At 69.5% G+C, this 25019-nt stretch carries 30 protein-coding genes; 10 read left to right on the top strand and 20 right to left on the bottom strand.

Annotated features, from left to right (window positions below; all coding sequences use genetic code 11):
• Nucleotides 1-97 precede the first annotated feature (97 nt).
• The 3 genes from AB0L00_RS19775 to AB0L00_RS19765 form a co-directional block, all read right to left on the bottom strand.
• Complete coding sequence (locus tag AB0L00_RS19775) at nucleotides 98-370, bottom strand: hypothetical protein (protein ID WP_364435911.1); 273 nt, start codon at nucleotides 368-370, stop codon at nucleotides 98-100.
• Between the two features lie 1046 nt (nucleotides 371-1416).
• Nucleotides 1417-1812, bottom strand: coding sequence for a RidA family protein (locus tag AB0L00_RS19770; RefSeq protein WP_364435908.1), 396 nt, complete (start codon nucleotides 1810-1812; stop codon nucleotides 1417-1419).
• A gap of 317 nt (nucleotides 1813-2129) precedes the next feature.
• Entirely contained in the window at nucleotides 2130-2531 is a 402-nt protein-coding gene (locus tag AB0L00_RS19765) for a hypothetical protein (protein ID WP_364435905.1), read from the bottom strand.
• A 3-nt stretch (nucleotides 2532-2534) separates the two neighbouring features.
• Here AB0L00_RS19765 and AB0L00_RS19760 point away from each other — a divergent pair, with 3 nt between their 5' ends.
• Nucleotides 2535-3605 carry an FAD-dependent monooxygenase gene (locus AB0L00_RS19760; protein WP_364435903.1) on the top strand — a complete coding sequence of 357 codons (1071 nt, stop codon included), beginning with the start codon at nucleotides 2535-2537 and terminating at the stop codon, nucleotides 3603-3605.
• Nucleotides 3606-5001: 1396 nt separating this feature from the next.
• On the opposite strand, the gene AB0L00_RS19755 is transcribed toward AB0L00_RS19760, so the two are convergent.
• Complete coding sequence (locus tag AB0L00_RS19755) at nucleotides 5002-5241, bottom strand: hypothetical protein (protein WP_364435900.1); 240 nt, start codon at nucleotides 5239-5241, stop codon at nucleotides 5002-5004.
• 399 nt (nucleotides 5242-5640) lie between these two features.
• Between AB0L00_RS19755 and AB0L00_RS19750 the strand changes: the two genes are divergently transcribed.
• Nucleotides 5641-6087 carry an SRPBCC family protein gene (locus AB0L00_RS19750; RefSeq protein ID WP_364435897.1) on the top strand — a complete coding sequence of 149 codons (447 nt, stop codon included), beginning with the start codon at nucleotides 5641-5643 and terminating at the stop codon, nucleotides 6085-6087.
• A 100-nt stretch (nucleotides 6088-6187) separates the two neighbouring features.
• Here the strand turns inward: AB0L00_RS19750 and AB0L00_RS19745 are convergent, their stop codons facing one another.
• The 3 genes from AB0L00_RS19745 to AB0L00_RS19735 all read right to left on the bottom strand — a co-directional run bounded on the left by AB0L00_RS19745 (nucleotide 6188) and on the right by AB0L00_RS19735 (nucleotide 8350).
• Nucleotides 6188-6559 (bottom strand): hypothetical protein, encoded by a 372-nt coding sequence (locus AB0L00_RS19745; RefSeq protein ID WP_364435895.1) that lies wholly within the window; start codon nucleotides 6557-6559, stop codon nucleotides 6188-6190.
• 413 nt (nucleotides 6560-6972) lie between these two features.
• The gene (locus AB0L00_RS19740; protein WP_364435892.1) at nucleotides 6973-7725 is read right to left on the bottom strand and encodes a shikimate kinase; all 753 of its coding nucleotides are present in this window, start codon (nucleotides 7723-7725) and stop codon (nucleotides 6973-6975) included.
• 367 nt (nucleotides 7726-8092) lie between these two features.
• Nucleotides 8093-8350: a hypothetical protein gene (locus AB0L00_RS19735; protein ID WP_364435889.1), complete on the bottom strand. Its 258-nt coding sequence runs from the start codon at nucleotides 8348-8350 to the stop codon at nucleotides 8093-8095.
• 131 nt (nucleotides 8351-8481) lie between these two features.
• Between AB0L00_RS19735 and AB0L00_RS19730 the strand changes: the two genes are divergently transcribed.
• Nucleotides 8482-8832 carry a hypothetical protein gene (locus AB0L00_RS19730; protein WP_364435887.1) on the top strand — a complete coding sequence of 117 codons (351 nt, stop codon included), beginning with the start codon at nucleotides 8482-8484 and terminating at the stop codon, nucleotides 8830-8832.
• A 69-nt stretch (nucleotides 8833-8901) separates the two neighbouring features.
• Here AB0L00_RS19730 and AB0L00_RS19725 read toward each other — a convergent pair whose 3' ends face one another.
• The 5 genes from AB0L00_RS19725 to AB0L00_RS19705 form a co-directional block, all read right to left on the bottom strand.
• Nucleotides 8902-9048 (bottom strand): hypothetical protein, encoded by a 147-nt coding sequence (locus tag AB0L00_RS19725; protein WP_364436256.1) that lies wholly within the window; start codon nucleotides 9046-9048, stop codon nucleotides 8902-8904.
• On the bottom strand, nucleotides 8994-9239 hold the full coding sequence (locus AB0L00_RS19720) for a cyclic-phosphate processing receiver domain-containing protein (RefSeq protein WP_364435885.1): 246 nt from the start codon (nucleotides 9237-9239) through the stop codon (nucleotides 8994-8996). The genes AB0L00_RS19725 and AB0L00_RS19720 overlap by 55 nt, the downstream gene beginning before the upstream one ends.
• A 52-nt stretch (nucleotides 9240-9291) precedes the next feature.
• Nucleotides 9292-9930 (bottom strand): methyltransferase domain-containing protein, encoded by a 639-nt coding sequence (locus tag AB0L00_RS19715; RefSeq protein WP_364435882.1) that lies wholly within the window; start codon nucleotides 9928-9930, stop codon nucleotides 9292-9294.
• A gap of 53 nt (nucleotides 9931-9983) precedes the next feature.
• Nucleotides 9984-10766 (bottom strand): SDR family oxidoreductase, encoded by a 783-nt coding sequence (locus tag AB0L00_RS19710; protein ID WP_364435880.1) that lies wholly within the window; start codon nucleotides 10764-10766, stop codon nucleotides 9984-9986.
• A gap of 124 nt (nucleotides 10767-10890) precedes the next feature.
• Nucleotides 10891-12117 carry an MFS transporter gene (locus tag AB0L00_RS19705; RefSeq protein WP_364435878.1) on the bottom strand — a complete coding sequence of 409 codons (1227 nt, stop codon included), beginning with the start codon at nucleotides 12115-12117 and terminating at the stop codon, nucleotides 10891-10893.
• A 148-nt stretch (nucleotides 12118-12265) separates the two neighbouring features.
• Here AB0L00_RS19705 and AB0L00_RS19700 point away from each other — a divergent pair, with 148 nt between their 5' ends.
• Together AB0L00_RS19700 and AB0L00_RS19695 are read left to right on the top strand one after the other, a co-directional pair.
• On the top strand, nucleotides 12266-12892 hold the full coding sequence (locus AB0L00_RS19700; RefSeq protein ID WP_364435875.1) for a GNAT family N-acetyltransferase: 627 nt from the start codon (nucleotides 12266-12268) through the stop codon (nucleotides 12890-12892).
• Nucleotides 12893-13037: 145 nt separating this feature from the next.
• Nucleotides 13038-13511 carry a hypothetical protein gene (locus AB0L00_RS19695; RefSeq protein ID WP_364435873.1) on the top strand — a complete coding sequence of 158 codons (474 nt, stop codon included), beginning with the start codon at nucleotides 13038-13040 and terminating at the stop codon, nucleotides 13509-13511.
• Between the two features lie 98 nt (nucleotides 13512-13609).
• Here AB0L00_RS19695 and AB0L00_RS19690 read toward each other — a convergent pair whose 3' ends face one another.
• On the bottom strand, nucleotides 13610-13960 hold the full coding sequence (locus AB0L00_RS19690) for a VOC family protein (protein ID WP_364435870.1): 351 nt from the start codon (nucleotides 13958-13960) through the stop codon (nucleotides 13610-13612).
• Between the two features lie 114 nt (nucleotides 13961-14074).
• Between AB0L00_RS19690 and AB0L00_RS19685 the strand changes: the two genes are divergently transcribed.
• Nucleotides 14075-14587, top strand: a complete 513-nt coding sequence (locus AB0L00_RS19685) for an FBP domain-containing protein (RefSeq protein WP_364435868.1) — start codon at nucleotides 14075-14077, stop codon at nucleotides 14585-14587.
• 441 nt (nucleotides 14588-15028) lie between these two features.
• Nucleotides 15029-15742, top strand: coding sequence for a choice-of-anchor P family protein (locus AB0L00_RS19680; protein ID WP_364435865.1), 714 nt, complete (start codon nucleotides 15029-15031; stop codon nucleotides 15740-15742).
• A 94-nt stretch (nucleotides 15743-15836) separates the two neighbouring features.
• Here AB0L00_RS19680 and AB0L00_RS19675 read toward each other — a convergent pair whose 3' ends face one another.
• The 3 genes from AB0L00_RS19675 to AB0L00_RS19665 form a co-directional block, all read right to left on the bottom strand.
• Nucleotides 15837-16202 (bottom strand): signal peptidase I, encoded by a 366-nt coding sequence (locus tag AB0L00_RS19675; protein ID WP_345366936.1) that lies wholly within the window; start codon nucleotides 16200-16202, stop codon nucleotides 15837-15839.
• A gap of 64 nt (nucleotides 16203-16266) precedes the next feature.
• Complete coding sequence (locus AB0L00_RS19670; protein WP_364435862.1) at nucleotides 16267-18948, bottom strand: hypothetical protein; 2682 nt, start codon at nucleotides 18946-18948, stop codon at nucleotides 16267-16269.
• 43 nt (nucleotides 18949-18991) lie between these two features.
• On the bottom strand, nucleotides 18992-20761 hold the full coding sequence (locus AB0L00_RS19665; RefSeq protein ID WP_364435859.1) for an HSP90 family protein: 1770 nt from the start codon (nucleotides 20759-20761) through the stop codon (nucleotides 18992-18994).
• A gap of 163 nt (nucleotides 20762-20924) precedes the next feature.
• Here AB0L00_RS19665 and AB0L00_RS19660 point away from each other — a divergent pair, with 163 nt between their 5' ends.
• Nucleotides 20925-21101 (top strand): hypothetical protein, encoded by a 177-nt coding sequence (locus tag AB0L00_RS19660; RefSeq protein ID WP_364435856.1) that lies wholly within the window; start codon nucleotides 20925-20927, stop codon nucleotides 21099-21101.
• A gap of 142 nt (nucleotides 21102-21243) precedes the next feature.
• Here the strand turns inward: AB0L00_RS19660 and AB0L00_RS19655 are convergent, their stop codons facing one another.
• The 4 genes from AB0L00_RS19655 to AB0L00_RS19640 all read right to left on the bottom strand — a co-directional run bounded on the left by AB0L00_RS19655 (nucleotide 21244) and on the right by AB0L00_RS19640 (nucleotide 23707).
• Nucleotides 21244-21588, bottom strand: coding sequence for a MerR family transcriptional regulator (locus AB0L00_RS19655; protein ID WP_364435853.1), 345 nt, complete (start codon nucleotides 21586-21588; stop codon nucleotides 21244-21246).
• A gap of 69 nt (nucleotides 21589-21657) precedes the next feature.
• Complete coding sequence (locus AB0L00_RS19650; RefSeq protein ID WP_345366946.1) at nucleotides 21658-22092, bottom strand: Hsp20/alpha crystallin family protein; 435 nt, start codon at nucleotides 22090-22092, stop codon at nucleotides 21658-21660.
• Between the two features lie 845 nt (nucleotides 22093-22937).
• Entirely contained in the window at nucleotides 22938-23219 is a 282-nt protein-coding gene (locus tag AB0L00_RS19645) for a hypothetical protein (RefSeq protein WP_364435850.1), read from the bottom strand.
• Nucleotides 23216-23707: an ATP-binding protein gene (locus AB0L00_RS19640; RefSeq protein WP_364435847.1), complete on the bottom strand. Its 492-nt coding sequence runs from the start codon at nucleotides 23705-23707 to the stop codon at nucleotides 23216-23218. The genes AB0L00_RS19645 and AB0L00_RS19640 overlap by 4 nt, the downstream gene beginning before the upstream one ends.
• A gap of 204 nt (nucleotides 23708-23911) precedes the next feature.
• Here AB0L00_RS19640 and AB0L00_RS19635 point away from each other — a divergent pair, with 204 nt between their 5' ends.
• Together AB0L00_RS19635 and AB0L00_RS19630 are read left to right on the top strand one after the other, a co-directional pair.
• Nucleotides 23912-24775, top strand: coding sequence for a helix-turn-helix transcriptional regulator (locus AB0L00_RS19635; protein ID WP_345366950.1), 864 nt, complete (start codon nucleotides 23912-23914; stop codon nucleotides 24773-24775).
• A gap of 28 nt (nucleotides 24776-24803) precedes the next feature.
• Complete coding sequence (locus AB0L00_RS19630; protein ID WP_364435844.1) at nucleotides 24804-24914, top strand: DUF397 domain-containing protein; 111 nt, start codon at nucleotides 24804-24806, stop codon at nucleotides 24912-24914.
• The last annotated feature ends 105 nt before the right edge of the window (nucleotides 24915-25019 follow it).

Raw genomic sequence — 25019 nt, 5'->3', positions numbered from 1 at the left:
GAGCCGCCTACCCGGTCGAACATCCGCCGTGACGGCGAAACCCCGGTCCGTGGAACGGACCGGGGCGAGATACCTGAGCAATGTGCGCCAGTCCCGGTCAGAACGGTGCTGGCAGCGGGAGGACCGCCGCGACACCACCGAACATCACCGCACCGAGGACGAGGCTCCAGTTGCGTTTGCCTCCCGGCTTGAACAGGACCAGGAGGGACATCACGACGGAGATGAGGCCCGACACGAGTCCCACCGGCAGCAGAACCCACAGCGGGAACCCCTGAAGCCACCCCCTGAACGACCCGATGAGGCCGAACCCGGTGTGCGCCCTGGCGGCCAGTTCGCCGTTGCCCATGGCGAGGAGCATCGGAAGCTTCATGGCTTCTCCTTTGGTCAGATGACTCACCCCTATGGCGAGACCATCGCTCACAACAGTCCGCGCCCGGCAACGTCCCGCAATGAGTCCAGCGGTCAAACCAGCCCAACCCCGAACGACGGCTCCCCGGCGCCAAAGGATCCGTTCAAACGCCTCCGGCGGGGGCGCTCAGGCTCGGGGATGGAGTTGGCCCGCACGAGGCGCACGGTGGTCGGTGGCTGGGGTGGAAGCCGGGTCATCCCCTCTGCCTCCGTCCCAGGACAAGCCCAGCAGACCATGCCCCACGGGTCGAGGTCGTTCGTCCGTGGGGCGCTCCACCTCGACCCGTGGGGCATGGCCCGCTTCCCCTCCGGGGTGGGACGAAGGCAGAGGGGATGACCCGGCAGGCGGTGCTGTGGCGAGCGTCGCCATGGCGTGCCCGTTGCGTGCCCGTCAGAGCGGACGATCACGGTCGCGTACGGTCACTCACGGGGAGAACGCCGAGTAAACACAGGTCAGTGGTACCGCAGGTGATCGACGATCAACGGAATCGACTTCCCAAGCTGGTAGCGCGGGTTCGATTCCCGTCACCCGCTCCAACAGCCAAGGCCCAGGTCAGGACATGAATCCCGACCCGGGCCTTGATCGTTTTAAGGGCCTTGACGATCTCCCGCGCAATCAGCGTGCAATCAGGCCACAGGCGCCAGCACGCCGCACGCTCCGGCACGCCCTACGGGCGTGCGGCGTGGGCGCCGGTCCCTCCGGCCGTGCCGATCGGGCGGCCCACCGGACGAAGAGCCCACCGCGGATTCTCTCCAGCGTCATCGACTCCGGACGGTTCGCGTGGGACGGGCGCAGGGCCGCCGGCCAACTCACTTCGTTCGCCCTACGGGTCGCCTTTGGCGATTGGACGGCAGCCCCGGTCTCCGAGTTATGGGGACCCTGGTGAAGATGCCTCCGGCGCGGGCCTCAGGCTCGGGGATGGACCGGGGCCGCACGCGGCGCACGGTAGTCAGTGGTTGAGGTGGAAGCCGGGTCAGACGGGATGACCCGGCAAGGGAGCCGAGCGCTCAGCGTTGCCTCAGTGCCACCGCTTCCAACTCGACGAGTTGATCGGGGTAGCCGAGCACGGCGACGCCGAGGAGGGTGCTCGGCGCATCGTGTTCGCCGAACGCTGCACTGATCTCTTCCCACGCAGCCACAAGATCGGTGCGTGCAGAGGATGCCACATAGATCGTCGTTTTGAGCACGTCGGTGATGCTGGACCCGCTTGCGGTCAGGGCTTCGCGGAGGTTGAGGACGCATTGCTGCGCCTGCAGCCTGATGTCCCCGACCCCTACGGTCGCCCCGTCCTTATCCAGCGGGCATGCACCAGCGGCGTACACCAGCGAGGCAGGTGAAGCAACGGACGCGTACGCATACGGCGCATCGCAAAGACCGGGCACGCGGATAAGTTCAACACTCATGATCCGAGGATGGGGGGACCTCAGGCATACCGTCGAGTGGTTTTGAGCCCACGGATCGGCGTCGCCGTGCTCGGCTACCCCGATCAACTTCAATCGGCCGTGCCCGCTCCGTGCCCGTCAGAGCGGACGATCACGGTCGCCTACGGTCACTCACGGGGAGAACACCGAACCCGGGCTTTTGATCTTGACAGGACAGATTTCGGCTCGCCGTGCCATTAGGCCACGGACACCGGCTTCTCCGGCGACCTGCCGTCGTCCTGGTCGTCGTCTTCCGCCCGACCATCGGTCAACGACCCACGGCAGATGTCCTGGGCGAGCTAGTGGCGGGAGTCCTGCACGCCGAGCGCCGGCCGACCGTGATCGTTCTCACCGGTGACCGCCTTACCGGTGCTCCCCAGGCCGGGATCCTCATCGTGTACGCCGCAGCCGTGCACGATGACCTGGACCATGTCCTGGACGACGGCCCTGCTGACGCTGGCTGGCGGCGAGGTGACCAGGGTGAACAGCGCGCTCGTGTAGAACGTGATCAGAGTGGGGATCGTCGCGCGAGCGGTGGTGAGGCCGAGTTTGTCGTGGTGCCCGGCGGTGATCTGCACCGCGGTGTCCTGCAGGCCCGTGAGCGCCGAGGCGAGCACCGGCCGGCGGGTGGCCTCCAGTTGCAGTTCGAAGATCGCCAGATAGCGGTTGCGGCCGCGGTGGGACTGCATCACACAGGCCACGAGGTGACCCTCTTCGAACAGGCCGCCGAGCTGCGGGAGGCGGGCACCGGGATCGTGGTCATGCCCAACGGGCTTCGCGCGCTGGACGCGCTGGGACTGGCCGAGGACGTCCGCAGGTACGACATGCAGGCCGGCCACTGGGGACTGCGGGACCGGCTCGGACGGCCGCTGCTGGTCACCGGCCTGGCCGAAGCGCAGCAGGTGGTCGGGATGCCCGCCATGATCGAACGGGCGGAACTGCACCGCGCACTACGCGCACCGCTGCCCCCCGGCGTGGTGCGAACCGCGACTTCGGTCGAGCGCCTGGAACCCGACCTCACCGGCGTGACCGTGATCAGTGACGGCGAGCCCGTCGCGAGAGCGGACGCCGTGATCGCGGCCGACGGCATCGGCAGCAAGCTGCGCGCGCGGCTCTTTCCCGGTCACCCCGGACTGCGGCGGACCGGCCGGATGGACCTGCGCGGCATGCTCCCCCGCCCTCCCGGTATGGCACCGGACCTGCTCGTCAGCCAGTTGGTCGACCGCCGCAACGGCGCGATGTTCGGCCTGTTCCCCGTCGGCGAGGACCGCCTGTACTGGTTCACGGACTCCCGCCTGGATGGCACGCCGCCCGACGCGGACGAGGCGCGCCGGCAGATGTTGTCCCTGATGGCGGACTGGCACCCCCTCATCACCGAGCTGATCGAGGCCACCTCACCCGCCGACATCTACGTCGACCCGATCGCACGCCTGGCCGAGCCCCTGCCGTCGTTCGCGGTCGGCAGGATCGCGCTCCTCGGCGACGCCGCGCACGCCATGCCACCCGACCTCGGCCAGGGTGCCAGCCAGGCCTTCGAAGACGCCGCCGCGCTGACCCGCCACCTGAAAGGCGGGGAACCGGCCGACGTCACCCAGCGGCTTCTCCGCTACGACGCCGAGCGCAGGCCCAGCGCCAACCGCATCATGCGGGCGGCGTCCCGGCAATCGCGGCTGACCTCCCAGACCGGCGTCAAGGCGTGGCTACGCGACACGCTGCTCCGCGCCGTACCGTCCCGGCTGGCCGCCCGACAACTCGCCGCCCTCTGGCACGCCTGATGCGCCATAAGACGATGAGGCAGACGGTCCTGTCCGCCCCCGGGTCCCGTCCTTTACCGTGCGGACGACCCCTTCGTCCCGGAGATCATGAGACGACAACGCCTCAGGCGGAGGGCAAGGGGCACGCGCGTGATCGCCGGCCGGGCAGGACGGTCCGCCCGCCGCGTGGGGCGTCGTTTCTGGTGTTGCTCGGGGGGAGAGGAATGTGTCTCCTTGGGCAGACGCCGGCGGAAGAGGTCGGGCGACCCAGGTATGTGATCTTGGAGATTGCCCGTTATCTCCCTGGGGGTGGTCGTGTGGGGTCGTGCCGGATGCTCGGGAAAAGGCGCCACCCGTGGTGCCGATATAGGGGATTTTGTCCTCGTCCTGGGTTGCGGTCGCCGGGCATTCGGTACGCCGTGGGTGGCGGGCCGGAGGCGTCCCGGGGCCGGTTCGGTCGGTCGGGGTGTCGAACCCGCTGCTATCGGGCAGTGACCAGCCTGGTCTCCGTGCTGCCATTGAGCGCCACAAGATCCATCGGACAGGTCCCAGCGCCGAAACCGGATGCGGCGTTCCCGTGAGAGCGGACGATCACGGTCGCGTACGGTCGCTCACGAGGAGAGCGCCGAGAAGCCGCAGGTCACGAATGCGCTCATGGCGTGACCGCTGCGGGAACCGCTGATCAGCCGCACCGGGCGCCGCAACCTCCGGCCGTGCCGATCGGGCGGCCATGCACCAGCAAAGCTGACCTCGCCCACCCACATGATCGTCGCTGAGTCCGCCGCGAGGAGAAGCGGCACCGTGGGTCACGCTGGCCGCTCGCCTTCAAAGCGCACGCCATCACCGCTGAATCGCCAACAACCGAAGCGGTCACGCGATCGCCAGGTCTCAGCCGCTAGCTGAGCCCGCAGGATCCAATCTCGAAGCTCGGGAAGCCCTCGCGAGCACAAGGTTTGCCGCACGGCCACCCGATCAGCGGAGCGGACCGGAAAGACGGAGACATGGATACCGGCCATGTCCGGATGGCACCCACCCATGCCGTGGTTGAAGGACCGGGCGGGAGCCCACCGCACCGTCAGCACCACATCCGAAGCCCTCCCCGATTCAAAGCGAGGAGGCTGCACCAATGTGTATGTGTCACTGAGCCCATCCATCACATCGGTGAGAGTGGCGGGCCACGACTGATCCCGGCCGAGACGACGATTACGCGACGGCATGGTGCCATGATCGACCTACCCGCGGCCGCCGGCATCACGAATATCGCTGCAAGCGCCACCGGAAGCCTCAGACTCGGAGGATGGCTCCAGCTCGCCGGACAGCTCGAGTGTCCCGGTCTCCCGGTTCAAGACAGGACACCGGCCAAAGCCGCCCCTCCGTCGCCGCGCAGAAAACCGCTGACCTTGATTCATATACTGCCTTATTTATTGATTTTAACCAGCATTTCTTCTGGTGCATAACGCTGGCGGAGCCATCGGCGCGTTCCGTACTGCGCAGCAGTACCGACGGCAAGAGCTGGAGCTACGATCAATCCGAATGCCCTGTCATCAGAGATTGAAATTCCCAGCGCCTTGTACAAAACGAACAGTCCTGCGCAGCATGCGCCTATGACCACAACAGCTACGCCCATCTCCAGCAACTTCCGAACACCTTTGGACATCAGCACACTCCCAGATACGAATCAGTGCCGACCAAGGATAGCGATCAGAGCTTGGCGAGATATCAAATTCGGGGCAGGCCGTGGGCAGGGAGCGAGCGACAAGCCGTTTACCTGGGGTGCGTGCGTGGCAATCCGTTCCTTGGGCCGTGTGCGCGGCCCGGCGTCCGCACGGACCGGCCGTGCCGCGCGGGATGGCTGGCGAAGGGACCTGATCCGCCGCGTCGTGCCCGTTGCGTGCCCGTAAGGCCGGGTGATCACGGGGATTCACAGGGGCGGGACGAACGCCGGGCGGGTGACCATGCCGGGCGGCGTGCGCGACGCCACCGCACACTTGGGACATGGGGCGCGATCCCGCCGGCTAGGACGGCCAGAACGCCCGATGGCACCGGAGGAGGATCAGTGCGGCACTTCGAGATCACCACGGTCCTGATGGCGCCTCCGGAACGGGTATTCGAAGCATGTCTCGACGTGGAAGAACACACCCGATCGATGGGGGCTTCGTCGGAGCGGGTTGTGAGCGGCAGGACCCGAGGCGTTCTCGCGCTCGGCGAGTCGGTGACCTTCCAGGCGCGTCACTTTGGCGTGACCTGGCGATTGACCGCTCGCATCACCTCATGGGAGCCGCCTTGGCACTTCGTGGACGAGCAGGAGGCCGGCCCGTTCAAGCAATGGCGCCACGAGCATCGATTCGAGCCGGACGGAAGCGGCGGCACCATCATGACGGACCTCATCGACTTCGCCTCACCTCTCGGAGTTCTCGGGAAGCTCGCCGACACCGCTGTCCTGGGTTGGTACATGCCCAAGTTGATCAGATCCCGCGACGCCCACCTCGCCAGGATCCTCTGATCGACGCGACTCTCCACGAGGACCGGCCACCAGGCTGGACCCGCCGCTGTGCGTCCGGGACTGCGGCGTCCATGAGGTGGCAGCCGATCAGGGGGCGGCGCTACCACCCGCCTTCGGCGGTACATCCGCTGTGGGATCCGACGAACCCGCAGGCACGGAGCTTCCAGAGGATCCCCGGTCCGGACTCGTCTTTGGTGTTCACCGAGGTCGCGCCGGACGGAATGGTCGCACCCCAGAACTGGTAGGTCTTGAAGCCGTCATCGCTCCACTCGAGCTTGACGACGTCGCCCGGCGATCCGCCGACGATCTGCGCGTGCCACTGCACGGCGTCCCCGTACGTCCACAGTTTCACCGTCCGGCCCTGCACGGTGGTCTGGTGGTCAACGGCCCAGCTGGACGCCTGAGCGGTGCCGGCCGATGCCACGGACCCGCCGAGGGCCAGGACCGCGCCCGCGCCCAGAGCGACGACCATCTGACCGATTCGCGAACGGAGAGCGTTTGCTGACATCGGGTCTCTTGGATACATAAGGTGAAAGTACGTTGACTGCGTGGGGCCCTGTAGTCAATGCACGTACGGTCTCTCGCCATTTTGTGCACGGGGTACGGGAGCGATATCAACGGTCGGCGGTGCTCATCTGACGGCGTTTCAAGCTTAAGCCGTACTCGACCAGCGAATTCTCACCACTTTGCGCAAAACGGTCGGGCGGCATCAAGCCGCCCGACCGCCGGTGTGCTACTTATCGTCGGACATCGGTCCTCGCTGGGCAGCGACCTGAGACGCCGTCAAGGTGCCTTCGAGCCATGTCTCTGGCCACATTCGCCGGAGGCGGTGTCCGATGGTTGTTGCCACTGCGACCTGACCTGGAGTGGCCAGGTCGCGACGGCCTAGTTCGTAAGGCCGAACACCGCGGCGACCTGTCGTACAGAGTCATCCTCGGTGATCGTGGGATCCACCGTGAGCCGGTTCAGGCCCAGGCGGTGGGTCTGTTCGGTGAGCCGGTCGGTGAACATCGCGTCGCGCTGGAGCAGCTTCTGCAGCGCGCGCTGCGGGTCACCGGTCTTGGCGATGAATCCCCATCGCAGGCCGCCACGGCCGTCGAGCACCACCTGCCGGAACTCGGACGTCGGCAACAGCCACACCGCCTGGTCCATCTCGGCGAGCAGCGGTCGCACGAGGTCGGGCAGCAGCCGGAACCCCTCCGCGATCACCGGCCGATCGGCCGGCAGAGCGAGGAGGTCCTCGATGATCTGGCTGAACCCTTCGCCCTGGTACCAGTGGAAGGTGTCGAGCATCTCGCGCGGGCTCCGGGTCACCCACCGTTCGTCCATGCCCATGGCGGCGAACCTGCGCAGGTAGGGGGCTTCCTCCGCGGGCATGCGGCGGGCGTGGTCGGGCATGACCTCATCGGTGTCGTACAGGCGCAGCCCGTACTGGTCGGCGAGGCGCCGGGCGACGGTCGACTTCCCCGCTCCGCTGCCGCCACCGAGCCAGTAGACGTGGCGCAACCGCTCCCGCAGAACGTCGGCGGGAGAGTCGGCGCCCATTGACTTCCTGCCCGCCGAATCGGCGGACTTGTCGTGCGGCTCGTTGCCACTATTGTTGTGCGGATTGCCCATGAAGCTTCCGTTATGCTGCATCGGGCGATCCTCCTCATTCTTGATTGGGGATGTCCTGCTGATCGCCAGCGGGACCCTTGCGCCGTTGACCACTTGGGTTACGGCAGGTGGTCAATGGTGTCACATGCGCACCACTGGGCCATGCCTCGCAGTGGGCTGGGATTCGGGTGTTCGCATGGCCGGGGCGTGCGTGCGTGGCTCCCGGTAAATGTCCGAACGTCAAGCTGTGATGCTCTGAGTGGACCGATGCGAGCTGGGATGCGGACTCGGCCAGTGGAATCGGAAGGTGCGTGGCGTCGTCGCCGCCGCGTACGGCGAAACCCCGATCCGTACGCCGGACCGGGGCATGGCAGGGCGAACCAGCTCGCCGTGCATGTTGCAGTCTCGGTCAGGAGAGGACCGAGACCAGGAACACCCCCGCGACGGCCGCGGCCAGCAGCGCCCCGACGATGGTCTTCGTGGCCCTGTCTTCGCGACGCGTGCCGATCATGCCGATGCACAAGACCGCGAAGGTCATGACCGCCACCGCCCCCACGGGGGTCGAGACCCACATGGGAAGCGACTTGACCCACCCGATGGGGTTCCATCCGGCGTGCGCCTCGTCCGCCAGCCTGTCGATGCCCGTGGCGAGCACAAGGAATTCCATGGCCTCTCCTTTGGTCAGATGCTCACCCCTGCAGCGAGACATCGCCTATGACCGTCCACGCTCAGGCATGGCCTGCAACGGCTCTGGTATCGGGACTGAGAGCGACGTACCTCGCTGTCATGCTGGATCGCGTGGACGACATCGCGTTGCTCCGGCGAGAGTTCGACGCGGAAGAGGGCTCGTTCCTGCTTCAGGTCCGGTGTGACCTGCATTGGGATCGCGAGGCGTTCAGCCGGCTCGAGCAGGCGATGCGCAGGGTGTGCGCCCAACAGGAAGACCGCGGGCAACTGGACCGATGGCTGGTCGAGGGTTACTGGTACCTCGCGGATTTCGTCCCGAGTTTCACCGGCCATCCGAACTTTCCGCGCCCCGAGCCGCCCGACTACTACGAGGCCGCACTCGAGCGGCTGCACGACCTGCAGAACTGGTTCGTCTCCGGGTGTTCGCCCTACCTTCCCGAGCACGTCTGGCCGGACTTGTGATCCCGCCGCCACCGCGCCGGCGCCTTCCGCCTCCGGTGGGACTCGGCCGGCGGTGAGGTGACGCGGAGCTCAGGCGGTTGCGCGGCGTACTCGGTAGCCCCAGCGCCGTAGGACCCGGACCACCGTCTCCGCGCCGCTCGGATTGGCGCTGTGGACGAAGATCATGCCGATCTTGAAGGGGCGGTGGTCGAAAGCCGCCTCTTCCAGTAGGGCCACGACCGGCATGATGCTGTCGTCGCGCCCAGATCGTGGTCGAGCCAGAGTTCATCGATCTCGCGGTCGCGATGCTCTTCGAGTAGCAGGATGCCGTCGCGACTGGTGCGGGCGATCCGGGTGGCTCTCGGCAAGGCTCGCAGGCCGTCGATGCCGAGGACGATCGGCGTTCGTGGCCCTGAACCGTCGTCCATCCGGTCGTCCTCGCAGCGTTGAGCGTGTCGGAACGTGCAGTGAAATCGCGCTTCAGAGATGGCCGGGGGCTGCCGGGTTCGTGGCCACGGTGAGGACGACCGAGCGGGATCCGACGGTGAGGATGCGCGCGTCGGCGTCGATGAAGCCGACGGCCGTCGCGATCGTGCGCGCGTCTTCGGCCGTCTCCGGAAGCGGCACGTCGGTGGCAACGAGGTCGGCGAACAGGCCGGAGGGACGGAACTGCGATGCGATCGGCAAGGTGAAGCCCACTCGCCCGCCGGGTCGAAGCGCACGTCGCCAGTCGAGCAGAGCTCGGGTGCCCAGGAAGTGGAGAGACGACGCGCAGAGGATCAGGTCGAGGGCGGCGTCGGCCGCCGGCAGCGGCACAGCAGTTCCCACACGCCAATCGATCGCATCGTCGCAGCCGAGCCGTTCGGCACGGAGCTTGCCGGCGGCGACCATCCTGGCCGATAGATCAACGGCCAGGATCGGTGTGACCCGTCGCGAGCGCGCCTGGGCGATCGCCAGGGCCACCGCGCCACACCCGCAGGCCACGTCGGCGATTTTCGCTGCCTCGCCCGGCGCGCCGGCCAGTGCGACCAGAGAGCGGGCGATCTCGTCATGGTGGTCGTCGTCATAGCCGTCGGCCAGCTCGTCGAACGCCCGCGCCATCTGCATTGGACCGGTCACGATCACACCTTAATTCGGTGACCGGCCCTTATCCGTACTCCGCCAGGGCGCCCCTAACTGGTGAACATCTGAGTGACGTTGGTGAAGGTGCCGGTCATGCCGGACGAGCGGTCGGAGGCGAGGAACACCGCCACGTCCGCGACCTCGGTGAGCGAGGGCGAGCGCTTGGACATCCGCATGGCGGCCAGGTTGTTCTTGAGTCCCTCGAGGGCCGCCTCGTCGAGCTGCATGCCGCTGTTCACGGTGGCCAGCCTCTCCGGGGTGAGCGTCTCGGGGATACCGGCGGCCCAGATCCCGAGGACCCGGACGCCGTTCGGGCCGACCTCCAGGGCCAGGTTGCGGATGAAGGTGTCGATCGCCGCGTCGGCCGGGCCGGTGCTGCCCATCATCGGGGAGCTGTGCGCGGAGCCGCTGTTGAACGCCAGGATCACGCCGGACTTCTGCTCGCTCATGTGGCGGGCCGCGACCTTCGCGGTGACGAAGGTGGCCGTGACGCCCGTCGTGATCGCGCGGGTGAAGTCGTCGGCCGCCATGTGCATGAGCGGGACGCCCTGGACGTCGCCGCGGCTGATGAGGTTGAGCGAGATGTGGATGCCGCCCTGGGCGGCCACGGACCTGGCGTGTTCCGCCACGGCGTCCTCGTCCAGGGCGTCGACGACCGCCGTCTCGGCCCTGCCGCCGGTCTCGGTGATCTCCTTGGCGAGCCGGTCGAGCTTGTCCTGGCCGCGCCCGGTGAGGAAGACCCGGGCTCCCTCGCGGGCGAACGCCTTGGCGATGCCGCTGCCGACCGGGCCGCCCGCCCCGTAAATGATCGCGTTCTTGCCCTCGAGCATCATGATCCGCTCCAACTCGCAGTGGTCCGTTGCCTGTCGACTGATGAAACGAGGAGACGGCCGGAGACTCATCGGTGTGACGGTGACCATTTTCGAGAGCCGGACGTCACCTTGGTCGATCGAGAATTCAGGTGGCCGCTGCGGGTTCGAGGTACGGCGGTCGAGCGTGCCGGCGGCGTTGTGCCCAGCGGACGGCGAGTGGCGCCGCCAGCCCGGTCAGGGTGAACAGTGCTCCGACGACGTACCACCCGGGGCGGCCCCAAGCGATGCAGAGGGAGATGAGCAGGCTCGGGCCGAGCGCTTCGGCGAGGCCGGCTCCCAGGCCGAAGACGCCCAGGTACTGCCCGGTGGCGTGGTCCGGCGCGAGGGCGAAGGAGACCTCGAACCCGCCCGCGGAGTGCCAGAGCTCGCCCACCGTATGGATCACCACCGCGACGATGAGCAACGTCGTGGCCGTCCACGCCGGAACCCCTGCGGCGAGCGAGATCAGCGCGCAGGAGAGGAAGAAGGCCACGCCGGCTCGACGATAGGCGCCCCCTCCGGTCGCGGGGGAGTCGACGCTGCGGCTGGCTCGTACCTGGAACGCGATGACGATGACGGTGTTGGTCAGCATCGTGCCGGAGATGAGCCAGCGCGGCGCGGTCGTGGCCTCGACCAGCCAGAGCGGGATGGCCACGGTGAGCACCTTGAACTGGATGGCCATGATGCCGTCGAGAGCGGTGATCAGCAGGTACGGCCGGTCTCGCAGGGCGATCCAGCGCGGGCCGCCCGTGGTGGAGCCGGGGGTGACCGGCGGAAGGAGGATCAGGATCGCCGCGGAGGCCGCGAAGGAGATCGCGTTACCCGCGACGAGGAGCTGGTACGCGGTGTGGGTGCCCACTTGGACGGCCCAGCCCGCCAGCAGGGCCCCGAGGGAAACGCCGATGTTGGTCACGGCGCGCAGATAGGCGCGGAACTCCTGCGGCCGCTCCCCGCCGTGACACCTGATGATCGGGCTACGCGCGGCCTGCCCGGCCGCATGTGCCCCGGTCGCCGCGCATACCGCGAGGACGAACGGCCAGAAGCCGTCCGCCAGGACGAAGCAGGCCGTCGCCGCGCCCCGTACGACGAGCGTGGCCGCGTAGACGCCACGTGCTCCGTGCGTGTCGGCGAGATGGCCGACCGCGACGCCCGCGATGAGCGAGACGACGCCGGCGATGCCGAGTCCGAGACCCACCTCGGTCGCCGGGAGGTGGGCCGCCTGGGTGAAGTACAGGACTCCGGCGGTCAGGTAGAGGCCGCTGCCGATGGTGTTGACGAAGTTCGAGGCGGCGATGACGCGCTGCGGTCCGGTTTCTGGCACCAGGTGGGGCATGGCGTGGCTCCACGTCTCGAGCATCCGGTACGGACCCGCTCATCTTGTTGCAAGTAATTTGCAATAGCAATGCTTGCGCGAATATATCCGGGCGAGCGCGGTGGCCCCGACCGGAGAACCCGGCCGCCGGGGCCGTTACCGTACGAATGTGATCAACCGTGACGGAGCCGAGGACGGGGAGACGGGAGCGGCGCTCGCCGCTTTCCTGGCCGACCGGCCGGACGACGCCGGCAGAGTGACCCTCCGCCCGCTCGCCGACCGTGAACAGGACGAGTTCCTCGAACTGGTGGCCGCGAGCGGCGATCTGCACCGCCCATGGATGACCCTGCCCTCCACTCCCCAGGAGTTCCAGGCCTACCTCGCGCGGTACGCGCAGCCCGGCGAGGAGTCGCTGCTGGTCTGCCTGCGGAGCACCGGCGCCATCGCCGGCCTGGTCAACATCAACAGCATCATCCGGGGACGCTTCCAGAACGGCTCGCTGGCCTACGCCGCCTTCGCCCCCACCGCCGGCCAGGGGTACATGACCGAAGGTCTCGAGCTCGTCGTGCGCTATGCCTTCGCGCAGCTGCGGCTCCACCGGCTGGAAGCCCAGATCCAGCCCGACAACCAAGCCTCCATCGGCCTGGTCCGACGGGTCGGCTTCCGCTACGAGGGCTGCTCGCCCGAACTCCTGTTCATCGACGGCGCCTGGCGTGACCACGAACGCTGGGCCATCACCAACGCCATGATCGACGCCGTCCCCGCCGACCCCCACCCCACCCAGCCGCGACGCTGAGCGCCGACGGTCGTACGGTCCCGCCGTCGGGCCTTCGTCGTACGCGCCGCGGAGCGGCTCGCCCTACGTCACTGAGAGCTGAGACGGAACCCGCCGGGCCCGCCGGCGATGGCGTTGGAAGATCTTTTGTCGCAGGATGGCGGCCATGACGTGGTACGCGACGGTTCTGCCGCTCGGTGGGGTGGTTCTCGGATCGGCCGGCACCCTGTTCGGGCAGTACCTGACCACGCGCGTGGACGCGCGCCGGGAACGACGTGCGCAGGTGACGGCCGAGCGGGCCGAGCGCAAGGAGGCGATCCTGGGCTTCTTGTCGGCCGCGCAGAGCGTGGAGCTGTTCCTCGACCGCCGCGATACGGCCGGTCCCCAGGAGGACGACGGCGAGGCCGGGGATCGCCTGCACGCACTCTGGCTCGCCAAGAAGACCTGTGAGCTCGTGTGCTCGGACGGAGCCGCCCAGGCCGCCCACGACTACACGCTCGTCTTGCACGATCTCGTGCGTGCCAGGCCGGAAGGGCCCGCGAGCAAGCGCGAACTCCGGCACGCGTTCATGGAGGAGGCCAGGAACGAGCTCGGCATCGACGGCCGTCCTCTGCGGCGGGAGCTACCGCCGCCGATGTGAGATCCGCGCCTTCGACCGGGCACCACCGTCGGCTTCCGATGTGCCGCCGTCGGCCGAGCCGATTAATGGGCTCGGCCGGTTCGGGCATCGGCCCGGGATCAGGAACCGGACTCCACGGTCGGGCACCAGACGGCCAGCTCGCAACCTCCCGGCTCGCGGAAGTGGAACCGCCGGCCGCCCGGGAAGTCGAACGGGTCGACGGTCACCACTCCGCCCGCCCCCTCGACGGCCGTCCGCGCGGCGTCGAGATCGTCGGTGCGGACGGTCACCAAGGGAGCGTTCGGCCTCTCGGCGGGGTCTGCCTGGAAACCGAGAGCGACGTCCCCGCTTCGCACGTCGACGTAGTCGAGGCCGTACGAGGTGGCGGCCCAGCCGAACGCGTCCTCGAAGAACCGGCCGGATTCGGCGGCGGAGCCGGAGGGGAACTCGACGAAGTCGACGGTGTACATGGGCGGCACCGTACGCCTCGGCAATGACAAGTCGGACCATCGCGCAGGTCAGGGGACTGATGGACCGGTTAATTAAGGCGACAAGAATCGATTTCGGGCACTACCGTACGGCGCATGAAGCCGATCGGGGAGAACGAGATACGCGGCAGCTTCGTCAACTGTTCCAAGGGCGAAGCGCGCAAGCTGCACCTGCCTCGGGGGCTGGCCGATCTGCCCTGGGACGACCTGGACTTCCTGGGCTGGCGAGATCCGGGAGCGCCGGACCGCGGCTATCTGGTCGCGGAACGAGACGACGGGCTGATCGGGCTCTCGCTGCGGGTCTCGGCCGAGGTTCGCCGGAGCATGGTGAAGACGACCGTCTGCTCAGTGTGCCTGACGGCCCACGCCGGGTCGGGGGTGTCGCTCTTCGTCGGGCGCCGGGCCGGTGCCGCCGGGCGTGACGGCAACACGGTGGGCACGTACATCTGCGGCGACCTGGCCTGCCCGCTGTACGTACGCGGCAAGAAGAAGAACCCGCTGGCCACGCGGTTCACCGAGTCGCTCACCCTCGAGGAGCAGGTGGGCCGGATGCGCGACAACCTGAACACCTTCCTGGACCAGATCCTGGCGGAGAGGCCGTCCTCCTAGGGCGGAAGCGTCGGTGCCGCGGAGGTCCGCGCGCATCACTCAGGGCGGTCGCCGTCTCATGTCCGGCCTCGGCGAAAATTTCGTCGCGAAGCGTGCAACCCCGCGTACACCTCGTGCGTATTGGCGGGCGGAAGGCATCTGTGCCGAAAGAGACGGAGTGCTCATGCACGAAGGCGCCGGACGTCCGCGGGTCCTCCGCCCCGTGACGTCGATGCCGGGGTCGCCGCAAGATCGGCCGGCCCATCGGGTCCGGCCGGTGTGCGCATTCGCCGGCCGGCCGTGCCGCGCGAACTCCGCGCCACGCGCCGCCTCGGCCTCTTTCGGCGGTGTCTTCCTTCTGCTCGGCCGCCCGCCGGCAACCGCGCCCGGCGCGGGGCGGCCGCGCGTCCGATTCGACTCCGCGCTCGTACGCGGAGCGCTTCCCCGAAGGAGTGGACACCTGTGCGCTTGACGCGTCTTTCCGCCGCCGCGGCCATCGCGGGTGCGCTGGCCGCACCCCTGGCCATGGCCGGCACGGCCTCGGCCACCACCGGCACCGGCTCGGCCTACGGTCTGGCCGCCACCGGTCTGGTCGCCATCCCCGCGACCCCCGCCGTCGCCGCCACCGCCGACAAGAGCCTGCTGCACCTGCCGGCCAACCCCCTCATCGACGTCAAGGTCCTGCACGTCACCGCCAAGCCGGCCTACGCCCGCGCCAGCGTCACCGACCTGAGCGTCGCCAAGGCCGCCCTCACCGCCCACCTGGTCACCGCCACCTGCGACAACGGGACGGCCAGGTCCCACCTGGCCAAGGCCAGCCTGGCCGGGCACCGCCTGGCCGCCGACGCCGCGCCCAACAGCGCCCTCACCATCCCCGTCCAAGGGCTCGGCACCGCCAGCGTCACCCTCAACAAACAGGTGCGCAACGCCGACGGCACCCTCACCGTCACCGCCATCGAGGCCGTCCTGCCCCTCGGCCCCGGCCACACCCAGACCCTCAGCGTCTCCTCCGCCACCTGCGCCGGCCCCGCTGAGAACCCGCCGCCCACCCAGCCTCCGGGCGGTCCTAAGCCGACGCCCACCCCGACCGCGACCGGCAGCCCCGTTCCCACGCCGCCGCCGGGGCAGGCGCCCAAGCCCACCCCCGTCACCGGAGACCTGCCCGTCACCGGCTGACCCCGTCGTAGGCGCCCTCATGCGGAGATCAGTGCACGGGTCTCCGCACGAGGGCCCCGCACCCGGTCGCCACCGCCCGCCGGGCGCGGAGCGGTCAGCCGGTGGGGACCGCGTAGCCGGGGATGGACGGCCAGCGAACGGTCATGACGACCGATTCCTCCTCGGCGTACCAGGAGTGGTCGACGCCGTGGCCCCAGAGAACGTAGTCGCCCTGCTCGGCCAGCACGACGTCGCCGTCGGGGAATCGCAGGTGGAATCGGCCGCTGATCAGGACGAGCAGGGCGGTGCGCTTCTCCTCGGTCGCCCACTGCGCCCGCTGGTCGCCGCGCGGGTGCACGCCCCACTTGATCTCGACGTCCTCGCTGTGCCGGAGGTCGCCGACCGGCTTGAAATGCCCGAGCAGCCAGCCCCGGTCACCGGCCGCGTCGGCGGCGGCCTTCCCGACGTACACGTTCTCCACGACCGGCGACGCTAGCAGTGCCCTCCTCAGGCGGTCGCATCACCGGTGCGGTCCCTCCTGAGCCTCACTGAGGCGTGTCACCGGTGGTCGACCGCGCGGCGATCAGGTCGGCGCGCAGCTTCTCCGCGGCCTCGGCCGGGTCCTTCTGGTCGAGATCGGCGAACGCGGCGGCCGCGCGGTCGGCGGCGGCGACGGCGTCGTCGAACCGCTCCAGGGCGCCGAGGATCCGCGCCTCGTCGAAGTCGATGAGGGCCGTCTCCCAGGCCAGGGCGGCGGGTTCGTCGCCGGGCAGGTCCGTGAGCGCGGCCCGCGCGCCGGCCATCGCCGTCAGGCCGCCCTCGGCGCTGCCGCTCCACATCACGCACAGGGCCTGGCGCCGGAGCGCCTGGACGGTCCCGTACGGGTCGCCGGCGGCGGTGGACGCCTCGGCGGCCGCGGCGAAGCGTTCCGCGGCGGTCGCGTCCTTGTCGAGCCGGCTGAGCAGGTCGCCGGCCTGGACGAGGAGGCGGGCGGCGACGGCCGGCTGCTCGGCGCGTTCGTCCGCGGCGAGCCGGGTGAAGGTGTCGGCGGCGGCGTCGACCTCGCCGAGGTCGCGCTGGGCGTTGCCGAGCAGGTAGCGGGTCCGGCGTGCGGCGTCGGCGTCGCCGTGCGCCTCGAACATCGGAAGCGCCTCCTCGGCGGTCTCGGCCGCCTCGAGGTACCGGCCGGTCTCCAGGTAGGCGACGCACAGGTCTTGGCGCGCGTACGCGGCCTGGTGGTGCGAGCCCTCCGCGGTGAAACCGGCGACGGCCTCGATCAGGTCCTCGGCGGCCTGACCGGCGTCCCCGCGGGCCAGCAGGCGACCGCCCCGGACGGCGTACGCGGCGGCGCGCAGCGCGGGCAGGTCGGCCGGGGCGTTGGTGATGGCCTCGGTGAGCAGCGCGTCCGCCTCGGCGGCGTCCTCCTCCGCGTCGCTCGCGGCCAGCCGCCGGCCGAGCAGGAAGGCGGCCTCGGCCAGGACCGCGCGTCGTCCGCCCCGCCGGTATCCGTCGACCGCCCGCCGGAGCGCGGGCGTGAGCTCCGCGTCGCGGCCGGCGGCGCCCAGGACGCGGGCGCGGGCCATCTCCAGCTCACCGAGATCGCCGGGCTCGGCGGGCGTCGGCGCGCCGTCGAGCAGGCCGAGCGCCTCCTCGGTGCGACCCGCCTCGCCGTACGCGGCGGCCACCCGCGTCCGGGCCGCCAGCACCCGTTGCGGATCCGTCCCATGGGCGTCGAGCCAGGCGAAGGCGGACTCCAGCAGGGGCAGTCCCGCCTCGGCCTGCCCGGTCTGGCACAGGACCGCGGCGTACCGGCTGGTCGCCGACCGAGCGCTCTCCTCGTCGCCGCCTCGCGTGTACGCCTCCGCGGCCCGCCGCCAGCGGTCGATCGCGCCCGGCGGATCTCCGGAGAGGAGGCGTTCGAGGCCCTCGCCGTCGAGCCGTCGTCCCCGCTGGACGGGGGAGAGCTCGCCCGCGACGGCGTCGACGCGACGCCAGGCGACCAGCGCGGCGGGGAACTCGCCCAGCCGCCAGTGCTCCTCCGCGAGGTCGAACAGCCGGTCGACGTCGTCGACGCTTTCGAGGTCGTCCTGCGGGACCGGGGCCGGCGGCGTCGTGGCACGGCGCGCGTACGGGGTCAGCGGCAGGTGGTCGGCGAGCGGCTCGGCGTCGAGCAGTTCCCGGACGAGCCGGCCCTGCTCCGGCGTGCCGTTGCGCGCGTCGAACCGGGCGGCGAGGTCGAGGGCCTCTCGGGTGAGCTCCGCGCGCAGGTCGGCGGCCGGTACCTCGGCGGCCGGCCGGTCGCCGTGCGCGGGCCGGCGTACGGTCACGTTCCCGTGGCCGATCTCGGCGAGCCGCCGCAGCAGGAGCGCGCCGGCGGCCGCGAACCGCATGCGGTCGTACGGCGTCGGGGCGCGGTCGAGCCAGCCGAGATGGCGTTCCAGCAGCTCCAGGCCGCGGGCCTCGTTACCGCTGCGGGCACAGAACTCCAGGTGCACGGCGATGCCCCACAGCTCGGCCAGCCGGTCGCGCTGCGCGCGGTAGGCACGCCGATGCGCGTCGGCGGCCGCCTCGAGGCGACCCGTGCGGAGGTAGCTGAAGAGCAGCTCGGTGAGGATCGTGTGGGGCTGCTCGTCGCAGCCGAGCTCGCCGCGCAGCAGCGGCTCGGCGAGCGCGATCGCGTCCTCGTCCCGGCCGCGCGCGGCCAGGTAGGCGACCTTGGTGCTGGGGTCGCAGCCCTCGCAGTCCGACAGCCGGGTACGCGGCGCCGCGTGCCACCGGGTGTACCACTCCTCGGCGGCCTCCGGCCCGTGGACGTGCTGGGTGACGACCGACCGGCACATGTACACCGGCTGCAGCCCCTCACCGGCGAGCCGGTAGCGGCGCTCCATGTCGTCCAGGACCGCCAGCGTGCGGTCGAGCGGGATCTCGGGGAACCTCGTCAGCCCGGTGACGGTCCCCTTGAACCCCCAGAACAGCTGGTGCTCCTCGCCGAGGTCGGGGTTCCGGTCGTAGTCGCTGAGGCAGCGTACGAACACCGCGAACGCCTTGGCCCGCTCGCCGCTCTGGGCGTACTCGGTGCGCAGGTAGGTGCGGATCCGGTAGGCGACGCGCTCGTCGGCGGCGGCCTCGGCCAGCCGCAGCGCCTCCTCGACCATGATCGTCCGCGCCTGGCCGTACGGCAGCTCGCCCGCGCGGCTCAGCACCTCATACGCCTGTTCGACCGTCATCGATCCTCCTCCGTCGGGCCGGTGACCAAGGTGCCGGGCTTCGTCACTGCTCCTCCGGGGCGGGGTCGTGGACGGCCCAGTCGAGCAGGCCGAGGAAGGACCGGTTGAGCACGGCGGTGTCGGCGGCCCGGAGGGGGTGGTGGCCGAGCAGGAGCGCCTGGCCGTAGAGGGCCTGGACCGCGAGCTCGATGAGACCGGTCTCGGTCAGTGCGGTGATGCGCCGGGCGAGCGGGTTGCGATGGTTGATGACGAGCTGCGGGCGGTCGCTCACGGCCGCCATGCCCTCCAGCGCGCCGAGCACGTCGGACCACAGCGCGTCGGCGGACTCCCGTGCCTCGCGAAGCTCCGCCTGGTGCCGGGCGGCCCGGCTGGTCACGTACAGCGCGGGCAGCGACGCCGGGTCGAAGTCGCGGATGACGACCTCGCAGCCGAGCGAGTCGACGGCCCGCTGCGCGACGGCCAGGAAGGGCCGCAGCCCCAGCTCGGTCTCCGGGTCGAGCACGCCGAAGTGGGAGGTCAGCTCCGAGGGGTCCAGCGGCGGCAGGACCGCGTCGGGGTCGATCGCCGGGAGCCGTTCGATGATGTCGGCGTCGTAAACGTAACCGCCGTTGACCAGCGCGACTCCCTGAGCGCCGGACACGGCCGCCAGGCGCCGGAACTCGTCCACGTCCGCGGTGTAGCGGCCGTCCCGGTGCCGGGTGCGGAACTCCGCCAGGGTCATCGGTCCGGCGGACGTCTCGAACTCCAGCCACCGGTCGACGATCCGCAGCATGTCGTCGTCGCGCAGCGCCATCGCCTTGACGCCCAGGTGGTGCAGGCGCAGGAACGCGCGCAGCCGGGCCGGGTCGGTCTCCGACAACCGTACGAGCCACTGCCGGACCTGCCGGCCCAAGGCGTCGCGGGTGGCGTCGAGCAGCTCGTCCTCGTACAGCGCCTCGCGGCCGGCCGTCGGGCGCAGTTCCCCGGCGTCCACCACGCACCGTACGAAGAACGCCCAGTCGGGCAGCAGCCCCTCGACGTCCTCGGCCAGCAGCATGCGCTTCAGATAGACGCGGTGCGCGCCGCGCGCGGTCGGGGTGACCGGCTGCGGGAGGACGAACGCGACCCCGGTCAGCCCCGCCTCGGGGACCTCCAGGTCGATGGCGTCGAACGGCGCGAACCCGAACACCCGCCGGCAGTACTCGTCGAGCGCCGCGCGGCGGCGGCCCGGGTCGGGGTACGCCGCCCGCCACGGCGGCCCGTCCGCGGTGATCCGCCGGCCGTCCACCGTGAGGTCGACGGGCAGCAGCTCGCCGTACGTCGCGGCGAGCTCGGTGACGGTCGCGGGGGTGAGCCAGTCGCTCGCGCCGAGCCGGGGCCGCAGGCTGACGGTGGTGCCCGGCTCGTCACGCGTGCCGGGTTCGACGCGGTAACGGCCGTCGGCGAAGCCGGTCCACCGTACGGCGTCTCCCCCGCGGGCGGAGCGGGTGACCACGGTGATCTCGTCCGCGACGAGGAACGCCGACAGCAGGCCGATGCCGAACTGGCCGAGGAAGTCGTGCCGGGCCAGGCCGAGCTCGTCGCGCTTGGACGATCGGCCGATCGTCGCCAGCAGCTCGTGGACCTCGGTCTCGGTCAGGCCGATACCGTCGTCGTGCACGCGAAGCTCGGCGCCGGTCTCGATCCGGATCCGCCCCGGCCCGTCGCCGCGCGCGGTGATCGCGTCGACCCCGTTCTGCAACAGCTCCCGCAGGTAGACGCGGGGGCTGGAGTACAGGTGCCTGCTCAGCAGGTCGACGACGCCGCGCAGATCGACTTGGAACGCCTGGTCCACCCCGGTGGCCTCTCATCGGTCGGCATTGCTGCCGATCACCCTAACGGCGACCTATCGGACACGCGTTTCAATATCGCGAGATGGCAGGTGATCGTACGGTGTCGAGCGTCCCGTACCGGGTAGGGGAGGCCTGACCAGGGGCTTTCGGGGGAGGAGGCCGACGATGAAAGAGCAGCAGGAAGGCCGGCACGGGGAGCGAGGAGTCCCCGAGAAGCCCAGCACGCCCGCCGAGACGGAGACCACCGGCCGCCCGGCAGCGAAGACCCCCGCCGAGGAGGAGTACCACCCGCCTGGCGGAACCTCCCGACCCGAGGATCTGAGCCCGGACGATTTCGAGTGAACGGGGTGGTGAGCGGCGGGTGGGTCCAGCCGCTCTCTGCTGTGAAACCCGGTCGGCCAGTCGGTCGGTGATCTCCGCTGACCCGTGAGGCCCGCTCTCACCTGCGGCTCGGCTCGCCACCCTCTACCTGCGGTCTTTCCCGCTACGCGGGATGGGATTCGTCTTCCGGCCGGCCGGCCTCCAGTGCCGCGATCCGGTGTCGGGCCGCCTCGATCTGCCGGCGGAGCAGGCGGACCTCCTGCTCGAGTTCGAGGACCCGGCGGATCGCCGCCAGGGTCATCCCCTCGTCGGCGAGGCGGACGACGTACTGGACCCGGTCGATCTCACGTCGGGAGTAACGACGCTGGCCGCCCGGGGACCGCTGGGGACGGACCACATCGTGCTCGTCCAGCCGCCGCAGGAACGCCTGCTGTAGGTCGAGCATGCCCGCTACCTGACCGACCGAGTAGAGAGGCGCGTGCTCGTCGTCGATGGGCAGTGATCCCATTGGCGGTCCTCCCTTGACGACGGCGGGGTGGGCGCCGTGACGCGCCCACCCCGCCGGCGACCGATCCGATCAGCGGACGATCGCCTTCTGCTCCGACTTGTGCACCTCGATCTTGCGCGGCTTGGCCTGCTCGAGCACGGGGATGCGGACCGCGAGCACGCCGTTGTCGTACGCGGCGTCGATGCGCTCGGCGTCCAGGTGCTCGGAAAGGTAGACGCGCCGGGTGAAGGTGCCCATCGGGCGCTCCCGGACGAAGACCCGGTCGTCCTCGGCGAACTCCTCTTCGCGCCTGGCGCTGACCGTGAGCACCCCGCGGTCGACCGTGACTTCGATCGAGTCGGGGTCGATGCCCGGAACGTCGAAACGAAGCACCACGTCGTCCTTACGACGGATGCCGTCCATCGGCATCACGGCGCCGCCGGACTGGCCGAGGGACTGCCGGGTGAGCCGGTCGAACTGCCGCTCGAACTCCTGAACGAATGGGTCGATCGACGTCAGCAGCATCGTGAACCACCTCCGAAGATCCGTATGTATCTTGTGCCGCCGACTGGAGGAAACCTCCAACTCGACTTCCATGTTCCCTCTCGTCGCGACGAGAACAACTAACGTGTGGGGTAGATCTATCTAACCGCGATCGCGCAGGTCGGACAGGGCCACGCGCGTCAAGTCTCATTCCCCGGCTGAGGTCCTCGGCGACTCGTATGTATTCCCGATTCAACAGGTACCGCAGCGACGTGATGGCCGGTCCGGGGCGCCGTTCTCCGCCGAGCGGTCGGCCGGCGCGGATCGGTCGCAGCGCAGGTACTGACGAGCCGGCGGGCGCCTGTCCGGCCTCCGTCCTCAGCGACGCCGAAGCAGACTCAAGAGCTTGTCAAGCACCTTCTGAGCGTCGGCTCGTCGCTTGGGATCAGGATGAGCCGAGTCGATGACCGACGGCCCCGGTCTAGGGTGCGTCCGGTGGATGACGTGCTGGTCGAGCTGTGACTGTGCAGCGCGGTGACGGGTGTAGGTGGTACCGGCCGGGCGGAACGGTTCGCCCGCCGGGTGGGCATCGTTTCTGGTGGTGTCTACTCAGGGGAGACGAATCTTCTGCCAGTAGACGCCGGTGAAACAGGACGGGCGACCCGGGTGTGCGATCTGCGGAGATCGTCCGCTTTTTCCGTGGGATGGTCGTGCGGGGCCGTACCGGAAGCTCGGCAAAAGCCCCACCCGTGGTGCCGATAGGCGGTTTTGCCCACGTCCGCGACTGCGGTCACCGAGCATTCGGTACACCTAGTCCGTGCAGCCTCCGAGGCGGCGGCGCAGCGGCCCCGCAGGGCGCTACTAGGAATCGTCGGCGCCCGCGTCGCTCACAGCGCCATCGCCAGTTCGGCCGCGCGGCACGCGTAGACCACTTGCTGCGGGGTCGTAGCGAACAGGATCGGCGAGGCCGTGTCGAACCGGGCGATGGCCATGTACTCGCGCCGGTACCAGCACCACATCACTAACCACTGGCGGCACAGGCCCTGCAGCTCGGCGAGTTGGGCGGGGCTCGGATCGGGGCGAACAGCCGGGATGTCGGTGAGCGTTTCACCGACCGTCGTACGGCACGGGGTGCGCCGGGTCGGCACGGCGAGGAGACGACGGATCACCGGGGTTCCCGGATCTCGGCCAGCTCCGCGGCGGTCAGGATGACGCCGGACGCCGGAACGATGACGTGCACGGTCTTGCCGTGCTCGGTGTAGGTCGGCCACCAGGCGAGGGCGTGCTGATCGATGATGACTAAGCCGCGACCGTTCTCGGCGAGCAGGCCGCCCATCTGCCGGGCGGACAGTGGCTCGGGGTCGGGATCGCTGACGGCCAGGTGTACGTACCGGTCGGTGACGGTCACCTCGACACCGATCGGCCAGATGTCGTCCGGCCATGGGTGCAGGGCCGTCGCGGCGCGTACGGCGTTGGTGGCCAGTTCGGACGCCAGCAGAGCGACGTCGTACGGGTCGTACGGATGGCCGGACACAGCCTCGGCGGCGAAGCGGCGAGCCTGCCGTACGACTTCGGGCCGAGCCTGGAGCGGGAGGAACCCGGGTTCCGCCGCTGTGCGGGACGGGGGACGGTCGGCGACCGCAGGGTCAGGTGTCACGGGAGATCTCAACTCCCCGAGGTAGGGGGCGGCGGGCGTAGTTACCCAGCGATGTGATGCAGATACGCTCCGTATGAGGCTCGCTAAGCGACGAATTCTCAAACTTAGAGTTCGAGTACTAGCAATAGATCCCTAAATGTCGGTTCCCCTGTTCAGCCCTTCCTGCTGCCCTACGATTCCCCTGGCAACACTGAGGGAGGTCGTGTGGTTACTGAGCGAATCAGCCCGACACTGCGACGCCGTCGTCTTGCGTCGCGGCTGCGGCAGTTGCGCGAGCAAGCCGACATGACCGTTGCCGAGGCCGCGAAAGCGATCGAATGGACGCCATCGAAGATCACTTGGATCGAGACGAATCGTGGCAAGCGCCCGAATCCACGCGACGTCCGCGACCTGTGCGACGCCTACGAGGTGACCAACGAGCGCGAACGCGCGTACCTTGAGCAGCTTGCCCGCGATGGGCGACTGAAGGGCTGGTGGGATCCGTACGGCGACGTCCTCCCGCACCCGTACGAGAACTACGTCGGCTTGGAGGCGGAAGCGGCGACCGTGCTGAACTTCGAACTCGGCATGATTCCCGGTCTGCTCCAGACCGAGGACTACGCCCGCGCGATGATCCAGGCGGGGCCGGCTGAACTCGCCGCCGACAAGGTCGACAAACGCGTCGAGGTTCGGATCAAGCGACAGGCCGCGCTGCGGCAGGACCCGGGACTCCGCCTGGTCGCAGTGATTGACGAAGCCGCGCTACACCGGCAGGTCGGCAGCACGACGGTGATGCGTGCTCAGCTGCAGCACCTGGTCGACATCGCCGAAGAACTCTCACGCGTCACGATTCAGGTAGTCCCCTTCATCCGTGGCGCGCACTCGAGTATGACGAACGGCTTTGTGATCCTCCAGTTCCCTGAGTCGGAGGACCCTGATGTCGTCTATGTCGAGAACGCGGCCGGTGGACTCTGGTTGGAGGACGTGCAGGAGATCACGGGCCATCACGTCGCGTTCCAACATCTGCTCGGCAATGCGGATAGTGCGCCAGATACGATCGCAATGATCGCCAAAATGGCAAGGTCCTGACCGTACCGACCTGAAAGACCGTGTACCAATGTCCAACACCCACGAGTTGATCGATCCCGCGTGGCGTAAATCGAGCCACAGCGGCCAGTCGGGCCAGTGTGTCGAGGTCGCCGTAGGCGGAGAGGACCGTATCCGATAGGTGAATCCAGGGGGCCCATTCGCCGGAGACGGCGCGCGGGCGACCTGGTCACGGTCGCCGCGCGCCTCACCGTCGCGCAGGGACCCTCACCCGTTCACCGTCTCC

The organism is Actinoallomurus sp. NPDC052308 (assembly GCF_040679195.1).
GTDB lineage: Bacteria > Actinomycetota > Actinomycetes > Streptosporangiales > Streptosporangiaceae > Actinoallomurus > Actinoallomurus liliacearum.
The sequence above is the reverse complement of the archived record's forward strand: the minus strand, read 5'-3'. Positions and strand labels throughout refer to the sequence as shown.